This window comes from Paenibacillus sp. MZ03-122A (assembly GCF_024213325.1).
GTDB lineage: Bacteria > Bacillota > Bacilli > Paenibacillales > Paenibacillaceae > Paenibacillus > Paenibacillus polymyxa_B.
This window is the reverse complement of record NZ_JANAVI010000003.1, coordinates 33316-58714: the sequence shown is the minus strand read 5'-3', so window position 1 is coordinate 58714 and position 25399 is coordinate 33316. Positions and strand designations below refer to the sequence as shown.

Below are 25399 nucleotides of genomic sequence, written 5' to 3'. Positions count from 1 at the left end.
CCTTTTGTTGTGGACTTCCATGGGCGTGCTAAAGCACATCAGGTTTCCACTGAGAACAAATAAGGATAAATCGGCTGACCACCTTCATGAACTTCCACTTCAGCATCTGCATAATTTTCTTCAAGCCATGCAACAAGCTGATCTGTGTCTTCTTGATTTGCGTCTGAACCTGTGAGAATCGTAACAATTTCATCGCCATTCACCAGCATTTTCGCTAGCAAAAGACGGGACGTTGCCATTAAGTGTTCCTCGGTCGCTACAATCTTGGAATCCTGAATACCGATGTAGTGCCCGGCTGTAATATGCAGGTCATCAAGCGTCGTATCCCGTACCGCGTAGGTCACTTGGCCAGACTTCACCCGGGTGACTGCGTCACGCATATTGTCCTGATTTACCTCAAAAGCCTCCTCCTCCTGGAAGGCAAATGCTGCTGCAATGCCCTGAGGAATTGTTTTGCTCGGAATAACCGACACCATACGTTCCATCTCTAGCAGTTCACGCGCTTGTTCTGCCGCCAAAATAATATTGGAATTATTCGGAAGAATAAAAATATGTTGAGCCGCAATCGAGCGCGCCGCATTAACGAAGTCCTCTGTGCTCGGATTCATTGTCTGGCCGCCAGAAAGGACAACATCGACGCCTAAACTTCTGAAAATATCAGCAATTCCTTCACCGGAAGCCACAGCTATAAAACCAAAGGATGCCAGTTCATGAGCGGGGGGCTCAGACGGCTCTTCCTCACGTGCAGGCTCTGTTGGTATTTCAGCAAACCACTCAGGCTCAGGAGCAACATCCATACCCGCAGACAACAAATCACGATGCTGCTCGCGCATATTTAAAATACGAATCTGTGTAATTTCTCCGTAACGCAGTGCCAAATTCAGCACTTCACCAGGAGCCTTAGAATGCACGTGAACCTTGATAACATCATCGTCTGAAATTACGATAATAGAATCACCATCTACGGATAACGCTTTCCGGAAGGCTTCTTCATCAAAATCGGTACCTTGCGCTTCGCCCAATTGTCGATTAATAAAAAACTCCATATCATACAAAAATTCAATATTATCCGTTTCGAGCTTCGCTTGCGCAGAAATCGGCGCATCTGGGGAAGGAACAACTGCAGTAGCAGTAGGTCTCTCCGATACGTGAGGAGCAAAAACCGGGCGTACATTATCACTTTTTGCAGTTGGAGACGTCACCAAGCCGCTTCCAATATGTTGCATAAAGCCTTCATAAATATACACAAGGCCTTGCCCACCCGAATCTACAACTCCTACTTGCTTCAGTACAGGGAGCATGTCCTGCGTCATGGCAAGCGTTTCCTTCGCTTTGGCAAGCACTTCTTCCATCAATTCCGTGATGTCGTTCGTCCGGCGCGAGAAAAATACAGCATGCTTGGCCGCTTCCTTCGCCACGGTAAGAATTGTACCCTCCACCGGCTTAACCACCGCCTTGTAGGCCGCATCCACCCCGCTCTGCAATGCCGATGCGAACTGAAGGGTATTCAATTCCTCGTATGGGGCAGCGTAACGGCTGAAGCCACGAAACAACTGAGACAGGATAACCCCTGAATTGCCGCGGGCTCCCATCAGCAAACCTTTGGATAATATGCCGGACATGACACCGATGGAGGAAGAATCCCCCCTCTTTAATTCCGTTACGCCCGCGCTCATCGTCAAATTCATGTTAGTTCCCGTATCACCGTCTGGCACCGGGAATACATTTAGTGAATTGACATGTTCCGCATGCTGCTGTAATTGTTCCGCCCCGGCTAAAACCATTGCGGTAAAATCTGTTCCATTCAAAGAACGATTACTCAAGAGAATTCCCCTTCCTAGCTTAATACACTTGTTTTACTATCAACCTTCACCACACCTTATCCAGCTGTGCCTACAGGTTCAATTAAATTATACTAAAGCCAGACGACGAATACGAATGTCACACTTTCATAAGCTCTTGTACTCACGTCTGGTCGCTCTTCTACAGGTCATATAAAATGAAAAACCAGTCAACTACCCAACATAAATCATCGGCTGGAATGATAACTATAGTCCCGCCTCTGAACCGCCGGCATGACTGGAATAAGAATTCACATTCCATTTAAATACAAAATAATCGCAGCAATAACTATCCCATATTGTACTATAATGCGAAAGAGAAATAAATAAAGTTTTTGAATCAGTTGACGGAGCTTTTTTGACTATGATATTATATTTAAGTATTGTTTTGTTCAGGTTAGTGACTTACAAAGTCCGGCTGACCCAGTCGGCCTGAAGAGAGACCCATTCCATATGGAATTTGGTTATTTTCAGAATAGGAGGTGGAATCATGTCTCGTAAATGTTCTGTAACAGGCAAAAAGCCTGGCAGCGGTAACCACGTATCTCACGCTAACAACCGTAATCGCCGTACTTGGGGCGTCAACGTACAAAAAGTTCGCATTCTCGTTAACGGTAAACCGAAACGCGTTTATGTCAGCACTCGTGCATTGAAAGCCGGTAAAGTGACTCGCGTGTAGTCGTAAAAAAATATCGTTATAAACAAAAGGCACCTCGTTTTAAACGGGTGCTTTTTTGGTTATTCGAAAAGTAATATCCATCTGGTTCAGGAAAACAAAATGTCAGGCACCTTCCCGTGCGTTCCAATCTTTTACTACCGAGCTACCTATCTGTTATGCCCGGGAAGCGTGCCCTGTGTACCTCTAGCTTTCATCCTACATCCTGTGTTTACATTACGTTGAATTCAGTTTTTCTGGAATGTATTCAAAATGGCTTTAACGAATCCACCCAGAAATTTTGGCAGCTTGATTGTGTAAAACTTCATGCCTCACCCTCCCCATCATCCTCCTGCATCCGTTCTCTGTAGTTTATGCAACCTATCAAGGGTTGTTGCCCCACAAAAAAAGGCTACATGAGAATCCCGCTCATGTAACCATATTTATGCACAACCATCCCAGGCTATACCATCAGACAAGTCCGCGAACATAGAGATATGCTGAGAGTATGAAAATAAACAGGATATAATAAAGTACGCTGCACACCACAAAACCTATTCGTAAACCACGCCGTTCATTTTTTCGAAAATAAAACAGGACAATTAGAACAGCCAAAAGTGAAAGAACGGCATTCCAAGGAGCCTTCACTAGCGAGAAACAGCTAAGGGTCAACCCCGTCGCCATGCTCGCTACAGTCATCCACAATGCTTCGGTCAGCTTCACTTGGACAAACGTGCTGCACTGTCCCGAATCGCAGCAATAGCCGCTGCACGGTCTGCTCTGCCGAATACCGCACTACCAGCCACCAGCACGTCAGCCCCCGCTTCAAATACGGCTGGTGCCGTCTCCTCCGCAATACCTCCGTCTACCTCGATATGTACGTCTGGACGACCCAATTCGTTCAACCAAGCACGGATTTGTCTGATTTTATTTAACGTCTCTGGAATGAAGGACTGACCTCCAAAGCCAGGATTGACCGTCATTACCAGAATCATATCCACATTTGGCAGCACTTCCTTGATCGCATATGGTGAAGTACCTGGATTGAGAGCCACTCCAGCCAGAGCGCCTTGCTGCTTGATCAAGTGAAGGACACCATGCAAATGAACACAGGCCTCAGCATGAACAGTGATGATATCGGCTCCTGCTTTTACGAAATCGCCAATATAGCGTTCAGGATGCTCAATCATCAGATGAACATCCAAGGGAAGAGTCGTGTGCGGACGAATAGCCTGAACGATAGGTGGGCCCAGTGTAATATTGGATACAAAATGTCCATCCATTACGTCCACATGAATCCAGTCCGCTCCTCCTGCCTCAGCTTCCGCAACTTCACTGCCCAAGCGAGCAAAATCAGCGGATAAAATCGACGGTGCTATTTTTAACATATACTCAGTACCTCCGCTTTTTTTCTTTTAATTCCTGATAGAACTGCAAATAGCTATCATACCGTCCCTGTGAAATATGTCCTTCTTCCAGGGCCTCTCTTACTTTACAACCAGGCTCGTGAATATGGGTACAACCCCGAAATTTACATCCTTCCGCATACTGCTGGAATTCACGAAAACAGGGAGATAGCTCATCCACACCCAGCTCCAGAAAATCCAGCTGGCTAAACCCCGGTGTATCTGCTACAAATCCTCCGTTGTCTAGAGGAATCAGCTCCACATGACGAGTCGTATGTTTTCCTCGGCCCAGCTTATTGCTTATGGCGCTCGTCTCCAGCGTTAACCCAGGCTCTAGAGCATTAAGCATGGAAGACTTTCCTACACCTGATTGCCCGGAAAACACGCTGATTTGACCAGCCAATAGCTTCTTAAGCTCAGCCGTCCCTTCTCCGGTACGGGCACTGGTTACCAGCACCTCATAACCGATCTTCCGGTACATCTCCTGAACGGCCAGTACGGTGTCATCCTCTGAAGGGCTGCCTTCATACAAATCGCGCTTAGTCAGACAGATAATTGTATCCAGCCCGGCGTGCTCAATATGGACTAAAAATTTGTCCAGTAAAGGCAGGTTTAAATCCGGCTCACGCAAGGAAAACAGCAGCACGGCAAGCGTGGTATTTGCTACCGGAGGACGTATTAGCTCCGTCGTACGCTTTCTAATCTCCTTGACCATACCTTCCCCGTTTTCAGTCAGTTCGTAAACGACCCGATCACCAACAAGAGGCGTAATCTCTTTTTTCTTAAAAATGCCGCGTGCTCTGCATTGTACCGTAGCTTCGCCAGATACCGGACGCCCATCCTGATCCAGGCTGGAGACATAATAATATCCGCTAAGCGCCTTGACGATCAGACCTTCAGGCATGTGTAAGATGTCCTCCTTCATAATGTTCAAGTTTCATTGCGTATAGCAGGTTAAGCATCTTCCTATTGCAAGTTTACTGATGCTGAACAGCCTCAATCACTTTTTCCTTCTTTTTGTGGGAAGCGTGGCCTGGGTTGTTTTTATAACTAACCGCCAACTCACTGCGCGTCCCCCCCGTGGAATTCGTCCCAGGAACAAAGGCGGAAGGGTCACCATTACTTCCCGTGCCCTCCTGATTGTTCAAGTCTCCTCCACTATTACCACTATCATTAGAAGCTCCCCCGCTATCACCTTCCTCGCCGTTTCCACTTCCATTCTGCGAGGAAGTACCATCAGGTGTATCCGTTGGTGAAGTTCCGGCAGGCGGAGCAATTTGAGGCATTGTCACCGTGCCATTTTTCGCATCAATATATGAGACGGGATACGTATCAATAAAGTCACCATCTCTAAATACTGAGACAACACTGTCTTTGTTCGGAGCCATTAGCAGGTTGATAGTGAACACCTGTGTCGTATTAATCGTGCGGCTTCCCCATTCCTGATTTTCTCCACGCGCATCCGTATAAGTAATACGAATTTTGCTGTTTTTACCCTCTTCCTTGGGCGCAACAGGCACATTAAATGGTAGCGTAATCGCTTCTGGCGGGTAACCAGTACTTACATAAATCGTAATTTCCGTATTTGGCGGCAACTCACTGCCTGCCTCTGATGGCCATTGTTTGGTTACTCTTCCTTTTTCCTGCTCATAGCTAAATTCTTCTTTAATCGAGCCAACCTTCAGCCCAGCCTTTTTGACCTCGTTTTCCGCTTGGTTCTGCGTCTTCCCGACCAGGCTTGGCATTTTCACAGTGTCAGCGCCCTTGCTGACTGTGAGCACAACCTGGACTGAATCCTTATCAAATGGCTCATTTGCAGCGGGTGTCTGACTAAGGACGGTCCCTGCGGCCTGATCACTGAACTGCTCATTTTGCTGAATCTGCGTCTCCTTAATTTGCTGGGCGGTCAGCAGCTTAACAGCATTTTCGTAGCTTTGGCCTTTGACATCCGGCATTGGGGTGAGCGGCTTGGCAATCCCGACTTTCAGACTAATCTTGGTTCCTTCCTTGACTAAAGAATCTGCAGGATAGCTTTGATAAAATACAACTCCAGGCGCAATTCCTTCTTTGTATTCATGCTGGATTGGCTCCTCGATGAGTAATCCCGCTTTACTGAGATTAACCTTCGCTTGGTCTTCTGTTTGTGTCAATACACCTGGTACTTTTACCTCAGGCACGACCAGTACACTTTGCACATAGTACACCACTCCGCCCATGCACAGAAGTAACACCAACACTAGTGTTACCCACAAGATCGCTTTTTTTCTATTTTTCTTAGACGATTGCTTGCTCGGAAGCTGTTCAGACTCACGCGATTGAGCAGGTACATCATCCCCGCTAGAAGACATCCCTAATTGTTGAGGCTTAATAGCCGGAATAACCCGTGTTTGATCCTCATCATCCAAATGTGTAAATTCCAGCTTGGATTCATTACGCCGTCCCGGCAGCAAACAGGTTTCCAAATCTTTTAACATTTCGTCTGCCGATTGATAACGCTCTTCTGGATTTTTGCGCATGGATTTTAGAATGACATTTTCCACACTTTGCGGAATCAACGGATTAATTTTACGCGGTTCCTCAAATTCCTCTTGCAAATGCTTGAGCGCTACACTAATTGGACTTTCTCCCAGGAAAGGGAGCTGCGCCGTCAGCATTTGATATAAGACAATACCTAAAGAATATAAGTCCGATTTTTCGCCGGTGACGACACCCTTTGCATGCTCAGGTGAAAAATAATGAACAGAACCCACAACAGAACCCGTCTGGGTAATGGTCGTTGACGTAACAGCTCTAGCAATCCCAAAATCGGTTACCTTAACCCGTCCATTACGTCCAATTAATATATTATGAGGCTTAATGTCTCGGTGAATGATCTGATTTTGGTGGGCATGCTCCAGCGCATCACAAATCTGGGAAGCAATCCGTACTGCTTCATCCACTTGCAATGGAGCACGTTCTTTAATAATCTCATTCAAATTTTTACCTTCGATGCACTCCATTACAATATAATGGATTTCATCCTCTTGACCGACATCATAAATACTGACCACGTTCGAATGCGAAAGCGAGGCCGCAGACTGCGCCTCACGCCGAAACCGGCGAATAAATTCCTCATCATGAACAAATTGCTGACGCAACACTTTAACTGCGACATTGCGATTCAGCAAAATGTCTTGAGCCTTATACACCAGCGCCATACCGCCGCCACCGATACGCTCAATAATTTCGTATCTTCCCCCTAGCAGGTGCCCGATCATGCGTCACACCCCTTTTCACTCAATGAAACCGTGTCGTCGGGCAATTCAAACAATGCCACAGTAATGTTATCGTCTCCTCCGGCAAGCAGCGCCAAATGTAGCAGACGATCCGCACGCTCCTCCAGAGGATTCTCTGCGGCACCTACTACTTTACTGATTTGTTCTTCCGTTACCAGATTGCTTAATCCGTCGCTACACAGTAACAGTACATCGCCTTTTTCCAGCGCAATGGAGTCAATATCCACTTTCACCTCGGAATCAGTGCCCAGCGCCCGTGTCAGTACATTGCGACGGGGATGGTTCTCCCGTTCTTCCTTACTGATCTGACCGTTTTTGAACAGCTCATTAACCAAAGTATGGTCTTCTGTAAGCTGACGTACCGCTCCTTTGGATATGACATAGGCGCGACTATCACCGATATGTCCGATAATTCCGGATGCATCGTTTAGTAAAACCGCAACAACTGTCGTTCCCATATTATGATACTTGTCATCGCGTGCAGCCGTCTGGAAGATGACTTCATTGGCATGCAAAATAGCGTCGCTGAGCGCCGCCGTCAAAGAATGTGCGGATAATCCGCTCTCCAGCGTCGCCAAATCAGCGGCAAGTGTCTCTACCGCAAGGCGGCTGGCCGTATCACCGGCCAAATGCCCCCCCATACCATCGGCAACAATCCCAAGAATATAGCCTTGCTCCAAGTGCCTGATCCAGGCAGAATCCTCATTCACCGAACGTACACGTCCGACATGGCTGACATGAACTGTTTTGATCAAATGGTTTCACCCCAACTCCATATGCTTTGCACGCAACTGACCGCAAGCAGCGGCAATATCGTGACCCTGTTCACGCCGGATCGTCACATTGACGCCTTTTTCGGCAAGAATACGTTGGAAATTAAAAATATCGCTGCGTGATGTGCGCACATACTTGCGCTCAGGCACATGATTGACTGGAATCAAATTGACGTGACACAGCATGTCCTTTAACACATCCGCTAGCTCTTCAGCATGTTCTGCCTGATCGTTTACCCCGCCAATCAGGGCATATTCAAACGAAATTCTCCGCCCCGTCTTAGCAAGATAGTAACGTAGAGAATCCATAACATCTTTAAAGGGATAACGCCGATTTACAGGCATCAGCTTCGAACGAAGCGCATCATTAGGCGCATGAATGGATATTGCCAGATTAATCTGGGTATCCTCGTCGGCAAATTTATAAATATTCGGTACAATACCGCTAGTCGACACCGTGATATGACGTTGACCAATGTTCAGACCTTTTTCATGAACCATTGTACGTAAAAACGTCATGGTCGCTTCATAGTTTTCAAAAGGCTCGCCCGAGCCCATAATCACGATGCTGCTCACTCGTTCATTGGTTTTATCCAAGATTTTCTGAGCTTGCACCACCTGTGCAGTAATTTCACCAGCTGTCAGGTTCCGTTTGAGGCCTCCAAGCGTCGAAGCGCAGAAAGTACAACCAATCCGGCAACCCACTTGAGTCGTTACACAAATACTGTTTCCGTAATTGTGTCTCATAATGACCGTTTCAATGGCATGATCATCGTGCAAACCGAACAGGAATTTTACTGTACCGTCCTTTGATTCCAACTTTGTAATTTCACTAAGCGTCACAAAACTAAATTGCTCCTCAAGCTTCTCTCTCAGCGTCTTGGACAAATTCGTCATCTCGCTGAAATCATTGACCCGCTTCACATACAGCCAGTCAAAAATTTGTCCTCCACGAAAAGCAGGCTCACCATTGTTCTTGGCCCAATCCTGAAGCTCTTCGAGAGTTAAATCATATATAAAAGGTTTCATCAATGTTTGCACCCGTTCCTTCTTCATTAAGTTCTGTTTGATCGCAGATCGTATTTTTCATTCTTCCTATTTTAGCACAAATCCCTAAGGGGGTAAAAATTTTTCGTCTTCATGCAAAAAACCGCCGGAAATGTTCCGGCGGAATGTGGAAACACTGGTGGACAGCTGCCTGGAATTCTCTTCCGCGCTATTTCACCCGACGCAGGCGCGCGATATAAAATCCGTCGCTGTGGAAATGCTGCGGTAACAGCTGTACCGAGCCTCCCAGTATACTATCCTTTTCGTGGCTCACGTCCGGGAAGGAATGCCCCTCTGCCAATTCATACTCTGGATGTTCGCTTAAAAACTGAGTCAATTGTCCTTCATTTTCGTCCGGTTCAATCGTGCATGTGCTATACACCAGAATACCACCTGGCTTCAACAATCCCGCCACACTATCCAGCAACTCATGCTGAAGCTGTGTAATGTCGCGAACATCCTGCGCAGTTTTGCTCCAACGTAGGTCCGGTTTACGACGAATTACTCCAAAGCCAGAGCATGGCGCATCCAGTAAAATACGGTCAAAAGAAGCTGGAGCATAGCGTTCTTTCAGTTCTAGCGCATCACCAGTGACTGTTTCTACAGCATCCAGGCCAAGTCGATTAGCCTGTTCACGGATTAATTGATGCTTATGGGCATGCAGATCATTCGCAACGATCCGGCCTTGATCCTTCATCAGCTCAGCCATATGAGCTGTTTTGCCACCTGGAGCGGCACAACAATCCAGTACCAGCATGCCAGGCTCAGGAGCGACTGCTTCGGCAACGAGCATGGAGCTTTCATCCTGTACGGACAGCAAGCCGTCCGTATACCACGAGGTAAGCGCCATATTTCCACCGCTACGAACAACAATCCCATAGGGACTAACTGCGGAAGGAACGGCATCAAGCCCTTTTGAGCGCATCTCGTCCAGCAGCTGATCACGGCTGGTCATTGTCGTATTCACCCGTACGCTGACCGCAGGGGGCTCATTATTAGCCTGACAGATAGCCTCAGCAGTATCTACACCGTATTGCTTAATCCAGCGCTTAACCAGCCACTGTGGATGGGAATGTTCTAATGAAATCCGTTCCTCTGGTGACAAATCGTCAGGAATACGCAGCTTGTCCGGCTCACGCAACATGCTGCGGAGCACGCCGTTGACCATACCGGAAATCCCCTGATGCCCACGACGCTTGGCAATGGTCACCGCTTCACTAACGACTGCATGATCCGGAACTCGATCCAGATACACCACCTGATACACACTCATCCGCAGCAACGAACGTACCCAAGCCTGAAGCTTGGCCGTTCCTTTTTGAACAAATTTATTCAGGAAATAATCTAGTGTATTTCGGCGTGCGATTGTACCATATACAAGTTCCGTCGCCAAACCAGCGTCACTTACAGATAAACCTGCCTGCTGAAGCCGACGATTTAGCTCAAGATTGCTATATGCACCCTCTTGCTCCACACCGGTCAACACATCAAGTGCAACTTCCCGCGCCGTCTGATTGCGAGTCTTGCCGGATCTAGCACCCACTCCCTTGCCTTGGCCTCCCTGGCGGGAGTGACTCCCGCTCATCCGAGCACCGTGCCTGGCTTCATCTGTCCGCCGCGTGCAAAGGTTCCGGCATCCATAACCTTTTTGCCAGCCGGTTGAACCTGAGTCAGCCAAAGAGTTCCTTCGCCTGTCTGCACCTCAATGCCACGAGCGGTCAATTGAAGAACCGTTCCGGGTGCTGGAACATTTGAGGCACTCACTTCACTGTTTATGAAAGGCTGCTCAGCAGCCCAAATTTTAAAAACATTTTCCTCCCAAAGCGTAAACGCACCGGAAAAAGGAACCAGGCCGCGAATCCGGTTGTATATCTGCTGAGCATTGTCACTCCACGAAATACGCTCATCCTCGCGGTTCAGGTTCGGGGCATAAGTTGCCTCGTCCTCGTTTTGCGGCGTACGGTCTGATTGGCCTGCCAGCAACTTAGGCAGCTCGTCCTGCAAAAGCTTTGCTCCAGCTACGCTTAGCTTCTCAAAAATAGTACCAGAGGTATCCTCCGGCTCTATAGCAACCTCAACTCGCGATATCATATCGCCAGTGTCCAGTCCTTCCGCCATATACATCAGCGTCACACCCGTCACAGTTTCACCATTAATAATCGCACGCTGGATCGGTGCACCTCCCCGATAACGGGGAAGTAACGAACCATGCACATTCAGACAGCCGAACCGAGGCAGGTCTAGTACGGACTTAGGCAAAATTTGCCCATAGGCTGCGGTTACGATCAGATCAGGACGCAGCTCTGCCACCTGAGCCACCGCTTCTGGCTGGCGCAGGCGGGTCGGTTGCAGTACAGGTAATCCTCGTTTTTCTGCCGCTTCCTTGACTGGTGTAGGCGTCAATATTTTTTTTCGTCCCTGTGGCTTATCGGGCTGTGTAATCACACCAACCACGTTATAACCGTTATCCAGTAACATGTTCAGCGATGGCACTGCAAACTCAGGCGTACCCATAAAGATAATACGAATGTCTTGACTCATCGAACCTCACTCTCCTATCTGACGGTTCGGTCCTGGCTGTTCCAGCACAACCTCATATACTTTTTCTGCAATATCTGTGAACAAAATTCCATTTAAATGGTCAATTTCATGCTGAAAAGCACGAGAAAGCAACCCTGTCGCTGTAACGGTAATGGTTTTACCCTCGCGGTCCAGTCCCTTGACTGTAACCTTCTCGGCACGACGCACATCCCCGTTCAACCCTGGTATACTCAGGCAACCTTCAGGACCCAATTCCTCCCCTTCTTCGGCCACGATCTCTGGATTGATCATTTTAATCAAACCATGCTCATCTCCAGCATCTACAACGATGAGACGCTTCAAAATACCTACTTGCGGAGCAGCAAGACCTACTCCCTCCGCTTCATACATCGTATCTGCCATATCGTCGAGCAGCTTTTGCACGTTAGGCGTAATTTTAGTGACTTCCTTTGCTACTTTGTGCAATACGTCATCCGGCTCCAACACTATAATTCTAATTGACATGACAACAGAACACCTTCCTCTTTATGCTTCATTTAGGCCTAACTGTATTCATCACAAACGCGACTGCTACATTATCCTATGTACGGACGGCTTGTCCGCATTAATTGTGCTAATAACTTTTGTGGCAACACTCTACATAAGCATTTGCGGATCAACATCCAGACTAATCAGCAACTTTTGTGCCTGTGCGGATTCGGCCATTTCATCAGCTACTTGCTGAGCCAAACTAATTGCATCGATATTTCCACGCCATTTTATCATACATTGAAATCGGTATCTATTCTTGATTCTCGAAATGGGTGAAGCTACTGGTCCCAAAATGTCGAGTACATCAGATGTAAGACGATCCATATTCCCGAACCATCCCCGTTGTCTGGCCCGTCCCTGTAGTGTTGCTGAATAATTCTCAGCCAGCCGGACCAGCACCGGGAGTTGTTCATGAGAAAAGGTCACCAAAATAAGACGACAATATGGTGGATAGTGCAAATTGCGGCGGTGTTTCAATTCTTCCCTCACAAAAGAAGCATAATCATGGCGACTTGCGTGAATCACCGAATAATGCTCTGGAGTATAGGATTGTACAAATACTTCCCCTGGCAATTGATGTCTCCCAGCACGTCCAGCTACTTGTGTTAACAGCTGAAAAGTCTTTTCCGCGGCCCGAAAATCCGGTAAATTGAGAGCCGAATCCGCAGTAATGACACCAACCAGTGTCACATCGGGAAAGTCCAGGCCTTTGGCAACCATTTGAGTACCGAGCAGCACGTCCGCTTTTTTATCACGAAATTGCTTGAGGAGCTTTTCGTGGGCATTTTTTTCTGTTGTTGTATCAACATCCATTCGAACAACACGTATACCGGGGAATAGCTTCGCCAGCTCTTCTTCCACTCGCTGGGTACCTGTACCGAAATAGCGAATATGCTCACTACCGCACTCAGGGCAAGTCTGAGGCACGGGCTCGGAATAGCCACAGTAATGGCAACGTAAATTGTTCGACCGCTGATGATACGTAAGCGAAATATCACAATGCGGACAACCCGCGACATAGCCACAGCTACGGCACATGACGAACGTGGAGTGTCCACGCCGATTCAATAGTAGTACCGTCTGCTCCTTACGCTCTAACCGCTCTGCAATTCCATTATGCAACGCACGGCTGAACATAGAGCGGTTGCCAGCACGCAGTTCCTCACGCATATCCATGATATGTACTTCGGGTAACGTGTTCCCCAGTGCGCGAGTTGGCATTTCAAGCAGCAACGGCGCAAACTCGTCGTTGCTTTGTGAGCGAGCCGCATAGTAGCTTTCCAGCGACGGTGTAGCCGAACCGAGAATAACAACAGCCCCATGCTGATGGGCTCTGCGAATGGCGACATCACGCGCATGGTATTTAGGTGTCTCTTCCTGCTTATAGGACGTTTCGTGCTCCTCATCCATTATAATAAGACCTAACTCACGAAAAGGCGCAAATACTGCCGAGCGAGCACCAATCGCCACTTTCACACGGCCTTCGCGTATTTTGCGCCACTCATCGTACCGTTCCCCCCCGGACAACCTACTGTGCATCACTGCTACCTGATCGCCAAACCGGCCTTTAAAACGCTCAACCATTTGTGGGGTTAACGATATTTCAGGTACCAGCACAATGGCCTGACGATTCTGCTCAATACAACGCTGAATCGTCTGTAGATAGATTTCCGTCTTACCGCTCCCTGTGACTCCATGCAACAAATAAGCTCCTTGCTCACGCGTGTCCAGCTGGCGAATAATCCGTTCATATACCGACTGCTGCTCTGCTGTGAGAGGGAGTGGCTCTGTAGGCTTGAAGTGTCTGCCCCGGTAGGGGTCGCGGAACACTTCGACATCCTCCAGCAACACATAGCCCTTATCTTCCAGCGCCTTAACCGTTGCAGCCGAGACACTCAGTGAGGTCATGACTTCCTTCAGCGATAGAGGCAGAAACTCGCTACGTTCCAGCAAAAAAGCAAGTACCTCCCGCTGACGCTGCGCTTTGGCAGAAAATTGCTCCAGCGCCGTTGATGCCTCGTTTATGCCGATAGCCAGATCAACGGATTTCATGGTCTTTTTGCCAAGTTTGTCTTTGATAACTTGACTTTCCTGAAGCACACCCCGGCGTAACAGTGATTTAATAACTTCCGCTTCCTCAGGGAAACGTCGACTGAGTTGCTGCAATGGGACTTGCTCCTTCTCCTGAATGAAGCTAACGATCCGACGCTCCGTCGGATCACTCATACCATCGTCGGTCAGAAGTGCCCATTCGAGTTCATCGCCCTGATTCGGTTGTATAGTACGTTGTGGATGCGTTAACTCATGCTGTTCCGCAATTGAGATATAACGTTCTGCTTTGCCCTTGAGCGCGGTAGGAATCATCACTTGCAGTGCCATAATTTGATTACAAGCATAACGTTCGCTAATCCATTTGCCCAGTTCGACTAGGTCGGCAGATAAGGGTGGTACCAAATCCAGCAGTTCCTGGATCGCTCTCATTCTGTATTTCGGTGGATCATCAGCTGGGACTACCGAGATGACAAAAGCCTGCACCGTCCGTTTACCAAATGGCACAGCTACCCGACTACCCGGCTCAATCCAAGGTCTCATTGAGTCTGGTATCAGATAATCGAAGGTGCGGTCCGTATCCTTGGCAGGTACATCGACAATGACCTTGGCAACTAAATTGCCCGTCTCCATTAATGCAGCACCCCACCCATACGTCCCGCGGCTATAGTAAGCAACTTACGCGCCACTTCTTCCTTTGACTGTACAGGAATACGCTCTACGATCCCGCTTCGGTCATAAATTTGAACAGCATTCGTATCGACGCCAAAACCAGCACCATTCACAGTTACATCGTTTGCCGCGATCAAATCACAATTTTTACGTTCTAATTTATCTATCGCATACGTCTCCAAATGTTCGGTTTCAGCTGCAAAGCCAATTAAAAATTGATGTTTCTTACTCCGTCCGAGTGATTCTAAAATATCGACGTTCTTCACTAGCTCTAGCGTAAATACACTATCTTTTTTCTTGATCTTGGTCTGTGCAATCTCACGTGGTCGATAATCTGCAACTGCAGCAGCCATAACGACCATATCGCTCGTTTCCCATTGCTTTAATACAGCGTCGTACATATCTTCAGCTGACTGGACTCTTTCAATCATAATACCAGTAGGCGGTTCCGCGCTGGTATTGGCGGCAATCAAGTGCACCTCTGCACCCATCTCCTGAGCCACTTTTGCAATGGCAAAGCCCATTTTGCCAGATGAATCATTTGTGATATAACGTACTGGATCAATTCGCTCGATCGTGCCTCCAGCCGTTACAATGACTTTTTTGCCTGAAAGCACCGATTCATTCTCATTCACAAGTGACTCAGGCACTTGAGCCTCGATAGATTCGTCACCAAACCATCGTGGTTCAGACTTGATGGTGGTTTTTTGTTCCTGAGCTTGCTGATCAAAAAAACGCTCTATGGTTTGCACAATTGTGTCCGGCTCTTCCAAACGTCCTTTGCCAACGTAACCGCAAGCCAGTAATCCTTCACCAGGCTCAATCATCTTCACGCCACGTGATACAAGCGTCTCCATATTTTGCATGACTGCGGGATGAGTGTACATATGTACATTCATCGCAGGTGCCACCATAATAGGCGCTGTTGTAGCCAACAACGTTGTAGACAGCATATCATCAGCAAGACCATGCGCCATTTTCCCGATAATATTCGCAGTTGCAGGAGCAACAAGCACCAAATCAGCCGCATCCGCCAGATGAATATGGGATACGACTGATGGCTCTCTTTCATCAAATGTGTCACTGTACACCGGATTACGAGAGAGCGACTGCAGCGTAAGTTCGGTAATAAACTCCTTGGCAGAGGCCGTCATAATCACATGAACATCGGCGCCCTTTTGCGTCAACCTACTACACAACGCTGCCCCTTTGTAAGCAGCAATTCCGCCAGTTATACCAAGAATAATAACTTTTCCCTTCAACATCGTTAACTCCCCCTGACCTAAAAAAATAACAACCTTGCGGTTGTCAAAGGAATTGGCATTGCGCCCGGTTATAATAGTTGTGTATAATTCTTACTCGTCTTCGCCGCTTTCAAGACGCAGATGATCCGCGTAAATCTCTTCCAACGCCACTCCAACCTGTTTGTGGGATTTAGGATTCTTGAGAGTCGTCTTTTCACCCTCGCGCAACTGTCTGGCACGACGTGAAGCCGCTACAACCAACGAATACTTACTATCTGCCTTTTTCATCATTTCATCAATGGAAGGATACAGCACGAATAGACACCTCTTCATGTAGTTTTGGGACTGTATAAGCTGAACTCCAGTGTACACCTTCGAGCTCAGCTTATACAGTATTATTTCTCTTTAAGTACGCTTGGCATATGTAAAGCCCTCGTTTAAGGATGAACCTTACAATGTTCGGCGATAATAATGGATTCTATTCGTTTACAAGCGAAATCAATCTCATCATTGACGACCGCATAATCATAGTGACGCAACAAATTCATTTCATCCACAGCTACCGACATACGGTGGTCTATGGTCGCTTGAGTTTCTGTGCCCCGTCCCCGGATTCTATCCTTTAATTCGTCAAGCGAAGGCGGAAGCAGAAAAATGAATATGCCTTCTGGAAATTTTTCTTTAACCTTTAGCGCTCCCTGAACTTCAATCTCCAGAAAAATATCTTTTCCCTGCGCAAGGGTCTGATCAACAAAATCACGTGGAGTACCATAATAGTTCCCTACATACTCAGCATACTCCAGCATTTCATCTCGTTCAATCATACCCAAAAATTCTTCACGCGTTTTAAAAAAATAGGTCACTCCATCCTGTTCGCCTGAACGAGGTGTTCGAGTTGTAGCAGAAACGGAGTATGTTATCTCTGGTAGCTTCTCACGCAATGCGTTGCCTACCGTCCCTTTACCGACACCCGAAGGTCCGGATATTACAAATAATAATCCCTTAGCCATAGTACACTCCATTTTTATTCGTCATTGTCATCATCTTTAGTGGATAGGCGATGAGCGACCGTCTCCGGCTGCACCGCAGACAGGATTACATGATCACTGTCTGTAATAATAACAGCCCGCGTCCGGCGGCCATAGGTAGCATCAATTAGCATATGACGGTCCCTGGCTTCCTGTATAATCCGCTTGATCGGAGCAGACTCCGGACTGACGATGGAGATAATTCGGTTGGCCGACACGATATTGCCGAAACCAATATTGATCAATTTGATTGCCATATTCAGGTCTTTCCCCCTATACATGTGACTCTTGCAGCCGTGCCGCTACCAGGTAGCTACTCAATATTTGCAGCCTGCTCACGAATTTTCTCGAGCTCTGCTTTCATCTCAACGACCAAATTAACCAATGTGAGATGATTAGCCTTGGAGCCGATCGTGTTGACTTCCCTGTTCATTTCCTGGATTAAAAAATCTAATTTGCGACCGGCCGGCTCGTCTGACAGCAGCAATCCCTTGCACTGTCCAAAGTGACTTTGAAGCCGGGTAAGTTCCTCGTCAATATTGCTGCGATCCGCGAATAACGCAATCTCCATTCCGAACTTATGTTCATCAAGCGTAAATGAACCGTCCTGAAGCTCTTTAAGCCTGTGTTTCAGCCTGTTACGGTAGTCGCTCACAACATGAGGAGCCAGGACCGTCATTTCATGATGCAGAGATTCCAGACGTAAAATACGGGATTCCACATCTTGCGCCAAATGCCCGCCTTCTCGCCTTCTCATCTCCAGTAAACCTTGCAAAGCTTCATTCAAAGCCCGCTGTAGTTGCTCTTCCCAGTCCTCTTCATCTCCAGGGCAAGCCTCTCCAGGCTCACCCAGAACGTCAGGCAAAGCAAGAATATCGCTTATCCCTAACGTTCCTTTCACTCCATAACGATCCGCCAGCTGCTCCGCTGCATGCAGGTAAGCCTGCACCACAGTGTCATTCAACCGCGCGGCGGGCATCTGTTCTTCATCACGTTCCCTGTGGATGAAGACATCGATACGACCGCGTTTAATCTGCTGTTGAACCGTTCTTCTCAAGCCATCTTCGTATCGAGTCCATTCGCGCGGAATTCTCATCATCACTTCGCAATAGCGGTGATTCACCGATTTCAATTCCAAGCGCACTTTATAGCCCTCATAATGAAGGATGGCTTGACCGTATCCGGTCATACTCAATGACATCGGCATCACATCCATTATACTATTGTAATTGATTATTATAGTCGAAACAAGGGGGCCTGTGCACGGCCTGATTTTTGCCATACGTAAGAAGTCAGTTCAGCTGTCATTTCATAGAACATAAATGGAGTCATAAAATAGATACCATTAAAATGTTCCATTGCCGTATCAAGTAACTCCTTGGCAATAGACACGCCCATTGCTCGTCCTTCCGGACCCTCAAGACCAGACATACGTGCACGTACCTCATCGGATAACTGAATCCCTGGTACTTCATTGTGCAAGTATTCTGCATTGCGCCCACTAGCCAGCGGCATAATACCGATAAAAATCGGTACTTCCAAATGTCGTGTCGCTTCCGCGATGGCTACAATCAACTCGTGGTCGTATACGGGCTGAGTCATAACATAATCGGCTCCGGAGGCAATCTTCTTCTCCAACCGCTGTACGGCTTTACCCAAATGCTTGACATTAGGATTAAATGCGGCACCTACCACAAAATTAGCTTTCTGCTTCAGTGGCTTACCGGAAAATGCGACACCATCATTTAATTGCTTGATCATGCGTATGATTTCAAAAGAGGTCATATCATACACCGAACTGGCGCCTGGCAAATCACCGAACCGCGCCGGGTCTCCAGTAACCGCCAGTACATGGTCAATACCGAGCGCGTCAAAACCCATCATGTGGGATTGAGTACCAATCAGATTGCGATCACGACATGCTATATGAATTAATGGGCGCAAGCCTGTTTCAATACTGACCAAATGTCCAAGCGCCATGTTGCTCATGCGAGTGACTGCAAGCGAGTTGTCAGCTAGTGTAAGCGCGTCGGCCCCTGCTTTCTTCAATGCATGAGCACCTTGCATAAACCTTGTAATGTCCAGATCGCGCGGAGGATCCAGTTCTACAATGACCGTATGTCGTTCCTTAACCAGATCCACAATATTGGGCTCGCTGGTATGTCTGCCATTTCCTCGTTCCTCTTCATCTGAAATCTGCTCTGCCACTTGAAAGGACTCCTTCGACAAAGCTTCTTTTGAAGCCAGCGGAGGCGGTTGCAAACGGTTCAAGGCTTTGGAGATAGCTGCAATATGGTCCGGTGTAGTTCCGCAGCAACCACCGAGCAGCCTTGTCCCCAGGTCTACAAAGGACTTGGCACATTCTCCAAAATATTCAGGTGATGCACCGTATACATAGTGACCGTCCACATAATCTGCTAGTCCCGCATTCGGATATACGGACAGCGGTACAGACAAAGGGCCGTCCAGCTGCTCCATTACACTCATAATTCCCTGCGGACCCGAGTGACAGTTAAATCCAAGGATGTCTGCCCCCTCATTACGCAGCACCGAAAAAGCTTCCGCCACTAAAAAACCATCCTGGGTACGACCAACCTGATCAACTGCAAACTGACAAATTACCGGAATGTCACTGTATTTACGTACACTGTGAAGCGCAATGCGTATTTCATCCAGTGAATAAAACGTTTCGCACAAAATGCCGTCGACTCCTTCGGAGAGAAGGGCATCAATTTGCTGCTCATAGTTTCTTGCCAGCTCCAGCTTTGATATGTTAAGCCGTTTGCCCCCGCATATGGAACCCACCGCACCTACCACATAATGTTCAGGTCCGGCCGCAGCTCTGGCAATTCTCACACCAGCACGATTGATCTCTTCTACCTTAGATTCCAATCCAAACCGGGCTAACTTGTAATCATTTGCAGAAAATGTATTAGTCTCCAGCAATCGAGCTCCTGCACTTAAATATTGACCATGCACGTCTGATATAACGTCAGGCGAAGTGATGTTCAGTTCTTCGAAAGACGTATTTACTGGAAATCCTAGCTGGTATAAAAAAGTCCCCATTGCGCCGTCTCCGACAATAATTTCACGATTCAGCACAGTACGCAAATCCGGTTTCATGTCCTCTGCTCCACCCCGCTCTTTATTTTCATACTAATGTAACATAAAGAGACTACAAACATAAGCCAAAAACAAAAAAAGCCGCCCCACTCCCCGACAATATGATATCAGGAGTAAAGCGGCTTAATTTATCTTTTCTATTTTCTACTACATTTTCCCATCGGAAGAATGGAGAGAGTAAGCGTAAAAAGTCCCTTTTTTATTCACTTTAGCCACAATAGAATCCGTCCCCTTTTGCTGCTTGGAGAACGTATATTGATTCCCTTGAACGTTCACTTTATAGCCGGTCAAATTGATATTAAACAACATCTGAGCCTTTGGCTTGACTAGCTTCAAAGCTTCTGAGGCAGTATATTTCGGGCTTGCAAATGTTTTTTTGAAATCTGCGTCATCGTTCCAGTCTACCCCATAGGTGGATACGGCCAGCACTTTACCGGTTACCGCGCTAATTTTGACCTCACTCGCCTCGTTTGCATCCTCAAACGACCAGTATGAAAGTCCCTTCGTCTCGTCCTTGTACCGTGAAGCGTGCTGTACCTTGATTCGCTGTCCACTCACACGCTTAAATGTGTTCATTGCACGGTTCAGTAACACAGGGTCCACCTGCTTCAGGGCATAGTCCGCGTTGATGGTAATAGCGTTACCTCGATCCACATCCACATACAACGAAGAAGCTTGTTCTCCTGCACCCCAAAACACCCAGTAATTTGAAGGCTTGTTGGACTGATAAGGGGATTTGACCCGCCAAAATGCTTCAAATTGCAGAGGACGCTTGCTGTCAAACGCTTTGGCGCTGTTTAGCACTTTCGTCTTGAGTGGCGCGTTCATCGCCTTTCCCAAGTTGCTTATTTTATATCGTATGGTTGTAGAATCTACTCTGTTTTTTTCTTTATTATATTCTGTCTGCAACGTAGCAGTTCCGTCTTCCAGTTCGCCCTCTACAATCCAGGTTTTCCCCATATCTGTCACATCGTCAAATTGGAATGCTGTCTTTGAACCAATGAGTTCTTGCACCGCTTTTTCTAAACGGCTTACCACTGTCGGAGTTAGCGAGCCAACCTGCTTGTCCGTCGTTTCCGCGGCAGCAGGAATGGTCGCCGCCTGAACCGGAAGCGCGGTGGCTACAAATATGAGGACTGCAACTGCTGAAATCCAACGAAATTTCCGCACTATGAACGGCCTCCTTATTGTTTTTTCATTTTCTATATTATACATCGTTCAGGCGCCAAAAAAAGACAGAATATTGCCTTCTTCATCGTATTCCTTGTATACAGGGGCATGTAAGTCCAAAAAAAGAAGACCTCTAAGGTCTTCTTTTCACTCACTTCTATACGATTCATAGGCCAGTTACACGCTATCTTTATAATTCACATGATTCAGAACAGACGACCTTCGTACACGATCTCAGCCGGGCCCGTCATATATATGTGATTATCTTCCTCGCTCCATTCGATACCCAGATCGCCGCCCTTCAGACTTACAATGGCGTGACGGTCGCTGTATCCGTTTAGTACAGAAGCAACAAGCGTAGCACAGGCTCCGGTTCCACAAGCTAGCGTTGGTCCGGCTCCCCTCTCCCATACTCTCATATCTATATGCTTTCGGCTACGTACCGTGGCGAACTCAACATTTGTTTTTTTAGGGAACAACGGATGGCATTCCAGCTTCGGCCCCCAGGCTCCCAGATCAAAGCTTGGCGCATCCTCCACATAAATGACACAGTGCGGATTCCCCATAGATACAGCCGTAAAGCGAAAACCACTTCCCCCAGCTTCAATAGGCTCGTTAATTACGCTAGTCCGCTCTAGTGTAGTTGGAATTTTCAAACCCTCAAGAATCGGCTCTCCCATATCTACCTTCACCCTACGAACAAGTCCGTTCTCTACAGTTAGTTCCACCTGCTGCACACCTGCGCCCAGGGTCTCGATCGTGATCTGTTCACGGTTGATATGTTTACGGTCATATACGTATTTGGCAGCACAACGGATAGCATTACCACATTGCTCGGCCTCCGAGCCGTCCGAGTTAATGATGCGCATGCAGAAATCCGCTTTTTCTGACGGCAATATATATACCAACCCATCGGCGCCAACACCAAAATGTCGATCACATAGCCGAACAGCTAATTCCGAGGCGTCAGACGGCAAATCCTGATGCCCAAACCAAACGATAAAATCATTACCTAGACCGTTCATTTTTGTGAATTCCATAGCTTACCTCCGCCGTTGCTGCTGATATCATGTTCCTCATAAAGCTTTGATCCCATGATATCATACAGGGCAATAGTGGGAAAGCGATGCGGTATGCATGACCCGATTACTAGGCTGAAAACTTCGTACGTCCTGCTGAAAAGTGTGTATTTCCGCCGCGACGACGATTGCGTCGACCGCCCCATACACTTCCCGCTCCCATAAGAAACGTAGGAATCCCGGCTGCCACAATGGATAGCGCCCACTCACGCAATCCAAGCGGTACCGTTTTGAAAATAGGTTGCAGCACAGGCACGTACATAACCACCAGCATTAGCACTACGGAGGAGAGCACGGCAAGCACGAGATAACTATTTTGAAACGGATTACGATGGAAAATAGAACGGGAACTGCGGCAATCAAATACATGAATTAACTGTGCCAAGACTAGCGTAGCAAAGGCAACGGACTGTGCTTTGATCAATTGTCCTGCGTCATCCGGTGCAATACGTAATGTCAGCCAGAAGGCCGCTAGCGTACATAAACCAATCAACAAGCCACGACTAATGATTTTCCAGCCCAATCGACGAGCAAAAATATTTTCCTTTGCGCCACGAGGTTTGTGCTCCATAAGATCCTTTTCTGGCTGGTCCACCCCCAGAGCCATCGCTGGTAGTCCATCTGTCACCAGATTCACCCATAAAATCTGGATCGGTAACAAAGGTAATGGCAACCCGGCCATCATGGCAAAAAACATCGTCAAAATCTCACCAACATTGGAGGCGAGTAGATAACGGATAAATTTGCGGATATTCTCGTAAATATTCCGTCCTTCCTCAATTGCGGCTACAATGGTTGAGAAATTATCATCACTCAGAACAAGCGCAGCCGCTTCTTTGGTCACGTCCGTCCCCGTAATGCCCATGGCAATACCGATGTCCGACGCCTTTATCGCTGGAGCGTCATTGACACCATCTCCGGTCATGGCTACGACATGTCCGCGTCTTTGCAGCGACTTAACGATCCGTAGCTTGTGCTCCGGCGAAACTCGTGCATACACAGAGACGGTATCAACGGCTTTGTCCAGCGCCGCATCATCCATCGCAGACAATTCCTGTCCTGTCAACACATGGGATCCGCGCTGAAGAATGCCCAGCTGCTGTGCAATGGCCTCTGCAGTTGTACCGTGATCTCCGGTAATCATCACAGTGCGAATGCCAGCACGACGGCACTTGCCAATGGCTTCGCGAACCTCACGACGTGGCGGATCAATCATGCCTGTCAGCCCAATAAAGATTAGCTGTGCTTCAGCCTCCTCGACCGTGGAGACACGCTCATGCGAGCGGATATCACGGTAAGCGACACCAAGTACACGTAGCGCCTCCGAGGCCATTCCTTCGTTAGCCGCCAGTACCTTTTGGCGCAATGTACCCGTTAATGGAACGACATTTCCTTCCCATAAAATGTAGGAACACTGACCCAGCAGTACATCCGGGGCACCTTTGGCAAAGACAATGTGTCCTCCCTGATGGCGTACGAGTACCGACATTCGCTTCCGATCCGAGTCAAAGGGAAATTCTCGCTCCCTTGTGTATAGCTCATATAGCCCTTGTCGCGTGACTCCGCCCTTGGCAGCTAACGTGATTAGCGCTCCTTCCGTCGGATCACCCTTCAGCTCCCAAACGGCGGACGGCGTCGGCTCTTTGGTTTTCTTTTTCGAACGTAGCTCCTCTGTATCGGCTTGAACAATTTCCGCATTGTTGCAAAGCACACTGGCTTGCAGCAGTCTACGCAGAGATTGTCCGTTTTTAAGATCGGCAGGAAGGTCTCTGTCCATAATATGCCCGTGTGGGTCATAGCCCTCTCCCGTGACTCCCCAGAAACGACCGTCCAGCCATAGCTTGGTGACTGTCATTTTATTTTGGGTCAGGGTACCCGTTTTGTCGGAACAAATGACAGATGCACAGCCGAGCGTTTCAACAGAAGGCAGCTTACGTACAATCGCCTTTCGTTTAATCATACGCTGCACACCCAATGCGAGCGCAATCGTCACAATAGCTGGCAACCCTTCCGGTATAGCCGCCACAGCCAAGCTCACTCCAGCCAAGAACATGCTCATGGCTGGCTGTCCATGTAAAATGCCTGCTACGACAACGAGCACCGTTAGCGCCAACGCTACGATAATCAAAATTTTGCCCAATTGCTCCAATCTGTGCTGCAACGGTGTCTCCTGCGACTCCGTATTTTCAATCAAGTCTGCGATCTTACCCATTTCGGTACTCATACCTGTACGTATAACCATTCCTTGTGCGGTTCCTCTGGTCATCATCGTGCCCATAAAACCGATGTTTTTTTGATCCCCGAGTGGTACTTCGGCGGCATGAATAGGGCGGCAATGCTTACTCACCGGAACTGATTCACCTGTCAGGGCGGACTCCTCTACATCACAGCCGTTCGTACTCAACCACCTTACATCTGCGGGAATGCGATCACCACTTTCCAGCAGCACAATATCACCCGGCACCAGTTCTCTGGCCTGAACTTGAATTCGTTTGCCGCCCCGCAACACTTTGGCGGTTGGGGCCGACAGTTGTCTCAAAGCTCGCAATGAACGCTCAGCTCTGAATTCTTGTACAAAGCCGAGAATTCCATTCAGTACAACAATAGCAATAATGGTAATCGCGTCCAAATATTCGCCAAGCATTCCGGATATCAGGGTCGCTCCCATCAATACAAGCATCATAAAATCCTTGAACTGATTGAGCAGCAGCAAGATTGCCGAAACTCGCTTCCCCTCGCTCAGCTCATTCCATCCTGACCTTTCTCTTCGTTCCGCAAGCTGTTCCTCCGAAAGACCCTGCTTCGGGTCGACTTCCAGACTTGTTGAAAGCTGTTCATTGCTTAATTGGTGCCAGTGTGCTTGTTCCATTCTCCCCAATTCCCTCCCGGTCAGATAGTCCGTTTCCGTCGGTTGTGCGTAGGATGGCTGCCCGTTATTATATTTTTGTGCCGCGATTGCTGATAA

At 47.8% G+C, this 25399-nt stretch carries 21 protein-coding genes; 1 reads left to right on the top strand and 20 read right to left on the bottom strand.

Going from position 1 to position 25399, the window contains the following annotated elements; translation table 11 throughout:
• Positions 1-38: 38 nt before the first annotated feature.
• Entirely contained in the window at positions 39-1823 is a 1785-nt protein-coding gene (locus NLX74_RS07365) for a DAK2 domain-containing protein (RefSeq protein ID WP_254328365.1), read from the bottom strand.
• 508 nt (positions 1824-2331) lie between these two features.
• Here NLX74_RS07365 and rpmB point away from each other — a divergent pair.
• Positions 2332-2520, top strand: coding sequence for a 50S ribosomal protein L28 (gene rpmB / locus NLX74_RS07360; protein WP_013310881.1), 189 nt, complete (start codon positions 2332-2334; stop codon positions 2518-2520).
• A 224-nt stretch (positions 2521-2744) separates the two neighbouring features.
• Here rpmB and spoVM read toward each other — a convergent pair whose 3' ends face one another.
• The 19 genes from spoVM to NLX74_RS07265 all read right to left on the bottom strand — a co-directional run bounded on the left by spoVM (position 2745) and on the right by NLX74_RS07265 (position 25303).
• Positions 2745-2825, bottom strand: coding sequence for a stage V sporulation protein SpoVM (spoVM, locus tag NLX74_RS07355; RefSeq protein WP_010345573.1), 81 nt, complete (start codon positions 2823-2825; stop codon positions 2745-2747).
• A 390-nt stretch (positions 2826-3215) separates the two neighbouring features.
• Positions 3216-3884: a ribulose-phosphate 3-epimerase gene (gene rpe, locus NLX74_RS07350; protein WP_061829029.1), complete on the bottom strand. Its 669-nt coding sequence runs from the start codon at positions 3882-3884 to the stop codon at positions 3216-3218.
• Positions 3885-3888: 4 nt separating this feature from the next.
• A complete protein-coding gene (gene rsgA / locus NLX74_RS07345) occupies positions 3889-4806 on the bottom strand; it encodes a ribosome small subunit-dependent GTPase A (RefSeq protein ID WP_254328364.1) in 918 nt (305 codons plus the stop codon).
• Between the two features lie 73 nt (positions 4807-4879).
• Complete coding sequence (pknB, locus tag NLX74_RS07340; protein ID WP_254328363.1) at positions 4880-7159, bottom strand: Stk1 family PASTA domain-containing Ser/Thr kinase; 2280 nt, start codon at positions 7157-7159, stop codon at positions 4880-4882.
• On the bottom strand, positions 7156-7932 hold the full coding sequence (locus tag NLX74_RS07335; RefSeq protein WP_069289875.1) for a Stp1/IreP family PP2C-type Ser/Thr phosphatase: 777 nt from the start codon (positions 7930-7932) through the stop codon (positions 7156-7158). The genes pknB and NLX74_RS07335 overlap by 4 nt, the downstream gene beginning before the upstream one ends.
• A gap of 6 nt (positions 7933-7938) precedes the next feature.
• Positions 7939-8979 (bottom strand): dual-specificity RNA methyltransferase RlmN, encoded by a 1041-nt coding sequence (gene rlmN / locus NLX74_RS07330; RefSeq protein ID WP_254328362.1) that lies wholly within the window; start codon positions 8977-8979, stop codon positions 7939-7941.
• A 187-nt stretch (positions 8980-9166) separates the two neighbouring features.
• Positions 9167-10582 (bottom strand): 16S rRNA (cytosine(967)-C(5))-methyltransferase RsmB, encoded by a 1416-nt coding sequence (gene rsmB, locus NLX74_RS07325; protein ID WP_254328361.1) that lies wholly within the window; start codon positions 10580-10582, stop codon positions 9167-9169.
• Entirely contained in the window at positions 10579-11538 is a 960-nt protein-coding gene (fmt, locus tag NLX74_RS07320) for a methionyl-tRNA formyltransferase (protein ID WP_254328360.1), read from the bottom strand. The genes rsmB and fmt overlap by 4 nt, the downstream gene beginning before the upstream one ends.
• A gap of 6 nt (positions 11539-11544) precedes the next feature.
• The gene (gene def, locus NLX74_RS07315; RefSeq protein ID WP_254328359.1) at positions 11545-12042 is read right to left on the bottom strand and encodes a peptide deformylase; all 498 of its coding nucleotides are present in this window, start codon (positions 12040-12042) and stop codon (positions 11545-11547) included.
• A 132-nt stretch (positions 12043-12174) separates the two neighbouring features.
• Positions 12175-14751 (bottom strand): primosomal protein N', encoded by a 2577-nt coding sequence (priA, locus tag NLX74_RS07310; RefSeq protein ID WP_254328358.1) that lies wholly within the window; start codon positions 14749-14751, stop codon positions 12175-12177.
• On the bottom strand, positions 14751-16055 hold the full coding sequence (gene coaBC, locus NLX74_RS07305; RefSeq protein WP_254328357.1) for a bifunctional phosphopantothenoylcysteine decarboxylase/phosphopantothenate--cysteine ligase CoaBC: 1305 nt from the start codon (positions 16053-16055) through the stop codon (positions 14751-14753). Before coaBC ends, priA begins: the two co-directional genes overlap by 1 nt.
• Positions 16056-16145: 90 nt before the next feature.
• Positions 16146-16349 carry a DNA-directed RNA polymerase subunit omega gene (gene rpoZ, locus NLX74_RS07300; RefSeq protein ID WP_013310893.1) on the bottom strand — a complete coding sequence of 68 codons (204 nt, stop codon included), beginning with the start codon at positions 16347-16349 and terminating at the stop codon, positions 16146-16148.
• Positions 16350-16471: 122 nt separating this feature from the next.
• On the bottom strand, positions 16472-17044 hold the full coding sequence (gmk, locus tag NLX74_RS07295) for a guanylate kinase (RefSeq protein WP_061829021.1): 573 nt from the start codon (positions 17042-17044) through the stop codon (positions 16472-16474).
• A gap of 14 nt (positions 17045-17058) precedes the next feature.
• The gene (gene remA / locus NLX74_RS07290) at positions 17059-17319 is read right to left on the bottom strand and encodes an extracellular matrix/biofilm regulator RemA (protein WP_005548256.1); all 261 of its coding nucleotides are present in this window, start codon (positions 17317-17319) and stop codon (positions 17059-17061) included.
• A 56-nt stretch (positions 17320-17375) separates the two neighbouring features.
• Positions 17376-18263 carry a YicC/YloC family endoribonuclease gene (locus NLX74_RS07285; RefSeq protein WP_254328356.1) on the bottom strand — a complete coding sequence of 296 codons (888 nt, stop codon included), beginning with the start codon at positions 18261-18263 and terminating at the stop codon, positions 17376-17378.
• Between the two features lie 35 nt (positions 18264-18298).
• Positions 18299-20185, bottom strand: coding sequence for a bifunctional homocysteine S-methyltransferase/methylenetetrahydrofolate reductase (locus NLX74_RS07280; RefSeq protein ID WP_254328355.1), 1887 nt, complete (start codon positions 20183-20185; stop codon positions 18299-18301).
• A gap of 147 nt (positions 20186-20332) precedes the next feature.
• On the bottom strand, positions 20333-21355 hold the full coding sequence (locus tag NLX74_RS07275) for a hypothetical protein (RefSeq protein WP_254328354.1): 1023 nt from the start codon (positions 21353-21355) through the stop codon (positions 20333-20335).
• A 206-nt stretch (positions 21356-21561) separates the two neighbouring features.
• A complete protein-coding gene (dapF, locus tag NLX74_RS07270; protein WP_254328353.1) occupies positions 21562-22395 on the bottom strand; it encodes a diaminopimelate epimerase in 834 nt (277 codons plus the stop codon).
• Between the two features lie 109 nt (positions 22396-22504).
• Positions 22505-25303, bottom strand: coding sequence for a calcium-translocating P-type ATPase, SERCA-type (locus NLX74_RS07265; protein ID WP_254328352.1), 2799 nt, complete (start codon positions 25301-25303; stop codon positions 22505-22507).
• Between the last annotated feature and the right edge of the window lie 96 nt (positions 25304-25399).

Coding starts and splice junctions, on each gene's coding strand:
- rpmB (WP_013310881.1), top strand. CDS start 2,332: ATGTCTCGTAAATGTTCTGTAACAGGCAAAAAGCCTGGCAGCGGTAAC.
- spoVM (WP_010345573.1), bottom strand. CDS start 2,825: ATGAAGTTTTACACAATCAAGCTGCCAAAATTTCTGGGTGGATTCGTT.
- rpe (WP_061829029.1), bottom strand. CDS start 3,884: ATGTTAAAAATAGCACCGTCGATTTTATCCGCTGATTTTGCTCGCTTG.
- rsgA (WP_254328364.1), bottom strand. CDS start 4,806: ATGCCTGAAGGTCTGATCGTCAAGGCGCTTAGCGGATATTATTATGTC.
- pknB (WP_254328363.1), bottom strand. CDS start 7,159: ATGATCGGGCACCTGCTAGGGGGAAGATACGAAATTATTGAGCGTATC.
- rlmN (WP_254328362.1), bottom strand. CDS start 8,979: ATGAAACCTTTTATATATGATTTAACTCTCGAAGAGCTTCAGGATTGG.
- rsmB (WP_254328361.1), bottom strand. CDS start 10,582: ATGAGCGGGAGTCACTCCCGCCAGGGAGGCCAAGGCAAGGGAGTGGGT.
- fmt (WP_254328360.1), bottom strand. CDS start 11,538: ATGAGTCAAGACATTCGTATTATCTTTATGGGTACGCCTGAGTTTGCA.
- def (WP_254328359.1), bottom strand. CDS start 12,042: ATGTCAATTAGAATTATAGTGTTGGAGCCGGATGACGTATTGCACAAA.
- priA (WP_254328358.1), bottom strand. CDS start 14,751: ATGGAGACGGGCAATTTAGTTGCCAAGGTCATTGTCGATGTACCTGCC.
- coaBC (WP_254328357.1), bottom strand. CDS start 16,055: ATGTTGAAGGGAAAAGTTATTATTCTTGGTATAACTGGCGGAATTGCT.
- gmk (WP_061829021.1), bottom strand. CDS start 17,044: ATGGCTAAGGGATTATTATTTGTAATATCCGGACCTTCGGGTGTCGGT.
- remA (WP_005548256.1), bottom strand. CDS start 17,319: ATGGCAATCAAATTGATCAATATTGGTTTCGGCAATATCGTGTCGGCC.
- NLX74_RS07285 (WP_254328356.1), bottom strand. CDS start 18,263: ATGTCATTGAGTATGACCGGATACGGTCAAGCCATCCTTCATTATGAG.
- NLX74_RS07280 (WP_254328355.1), bottom strand. CDS start 20,185: ATGAAACCGGATTTGCGTACTGTGCTGAATCGTGAAATTATTGTCGGA.
- dapF (WP_254328353.1), bottom strand. CDS start 22,395: ATGGAATTCACAAAAATGAACGGTCTAGGTAATGATTTTATCGTTTGG.
- NLX74_RS07265 (WP_254328352.1), bottom strand. CDS start 25,303: ATGGAACAAGCACACTGGCACCAATTAAGCAATGAACAGCTTTCAACA.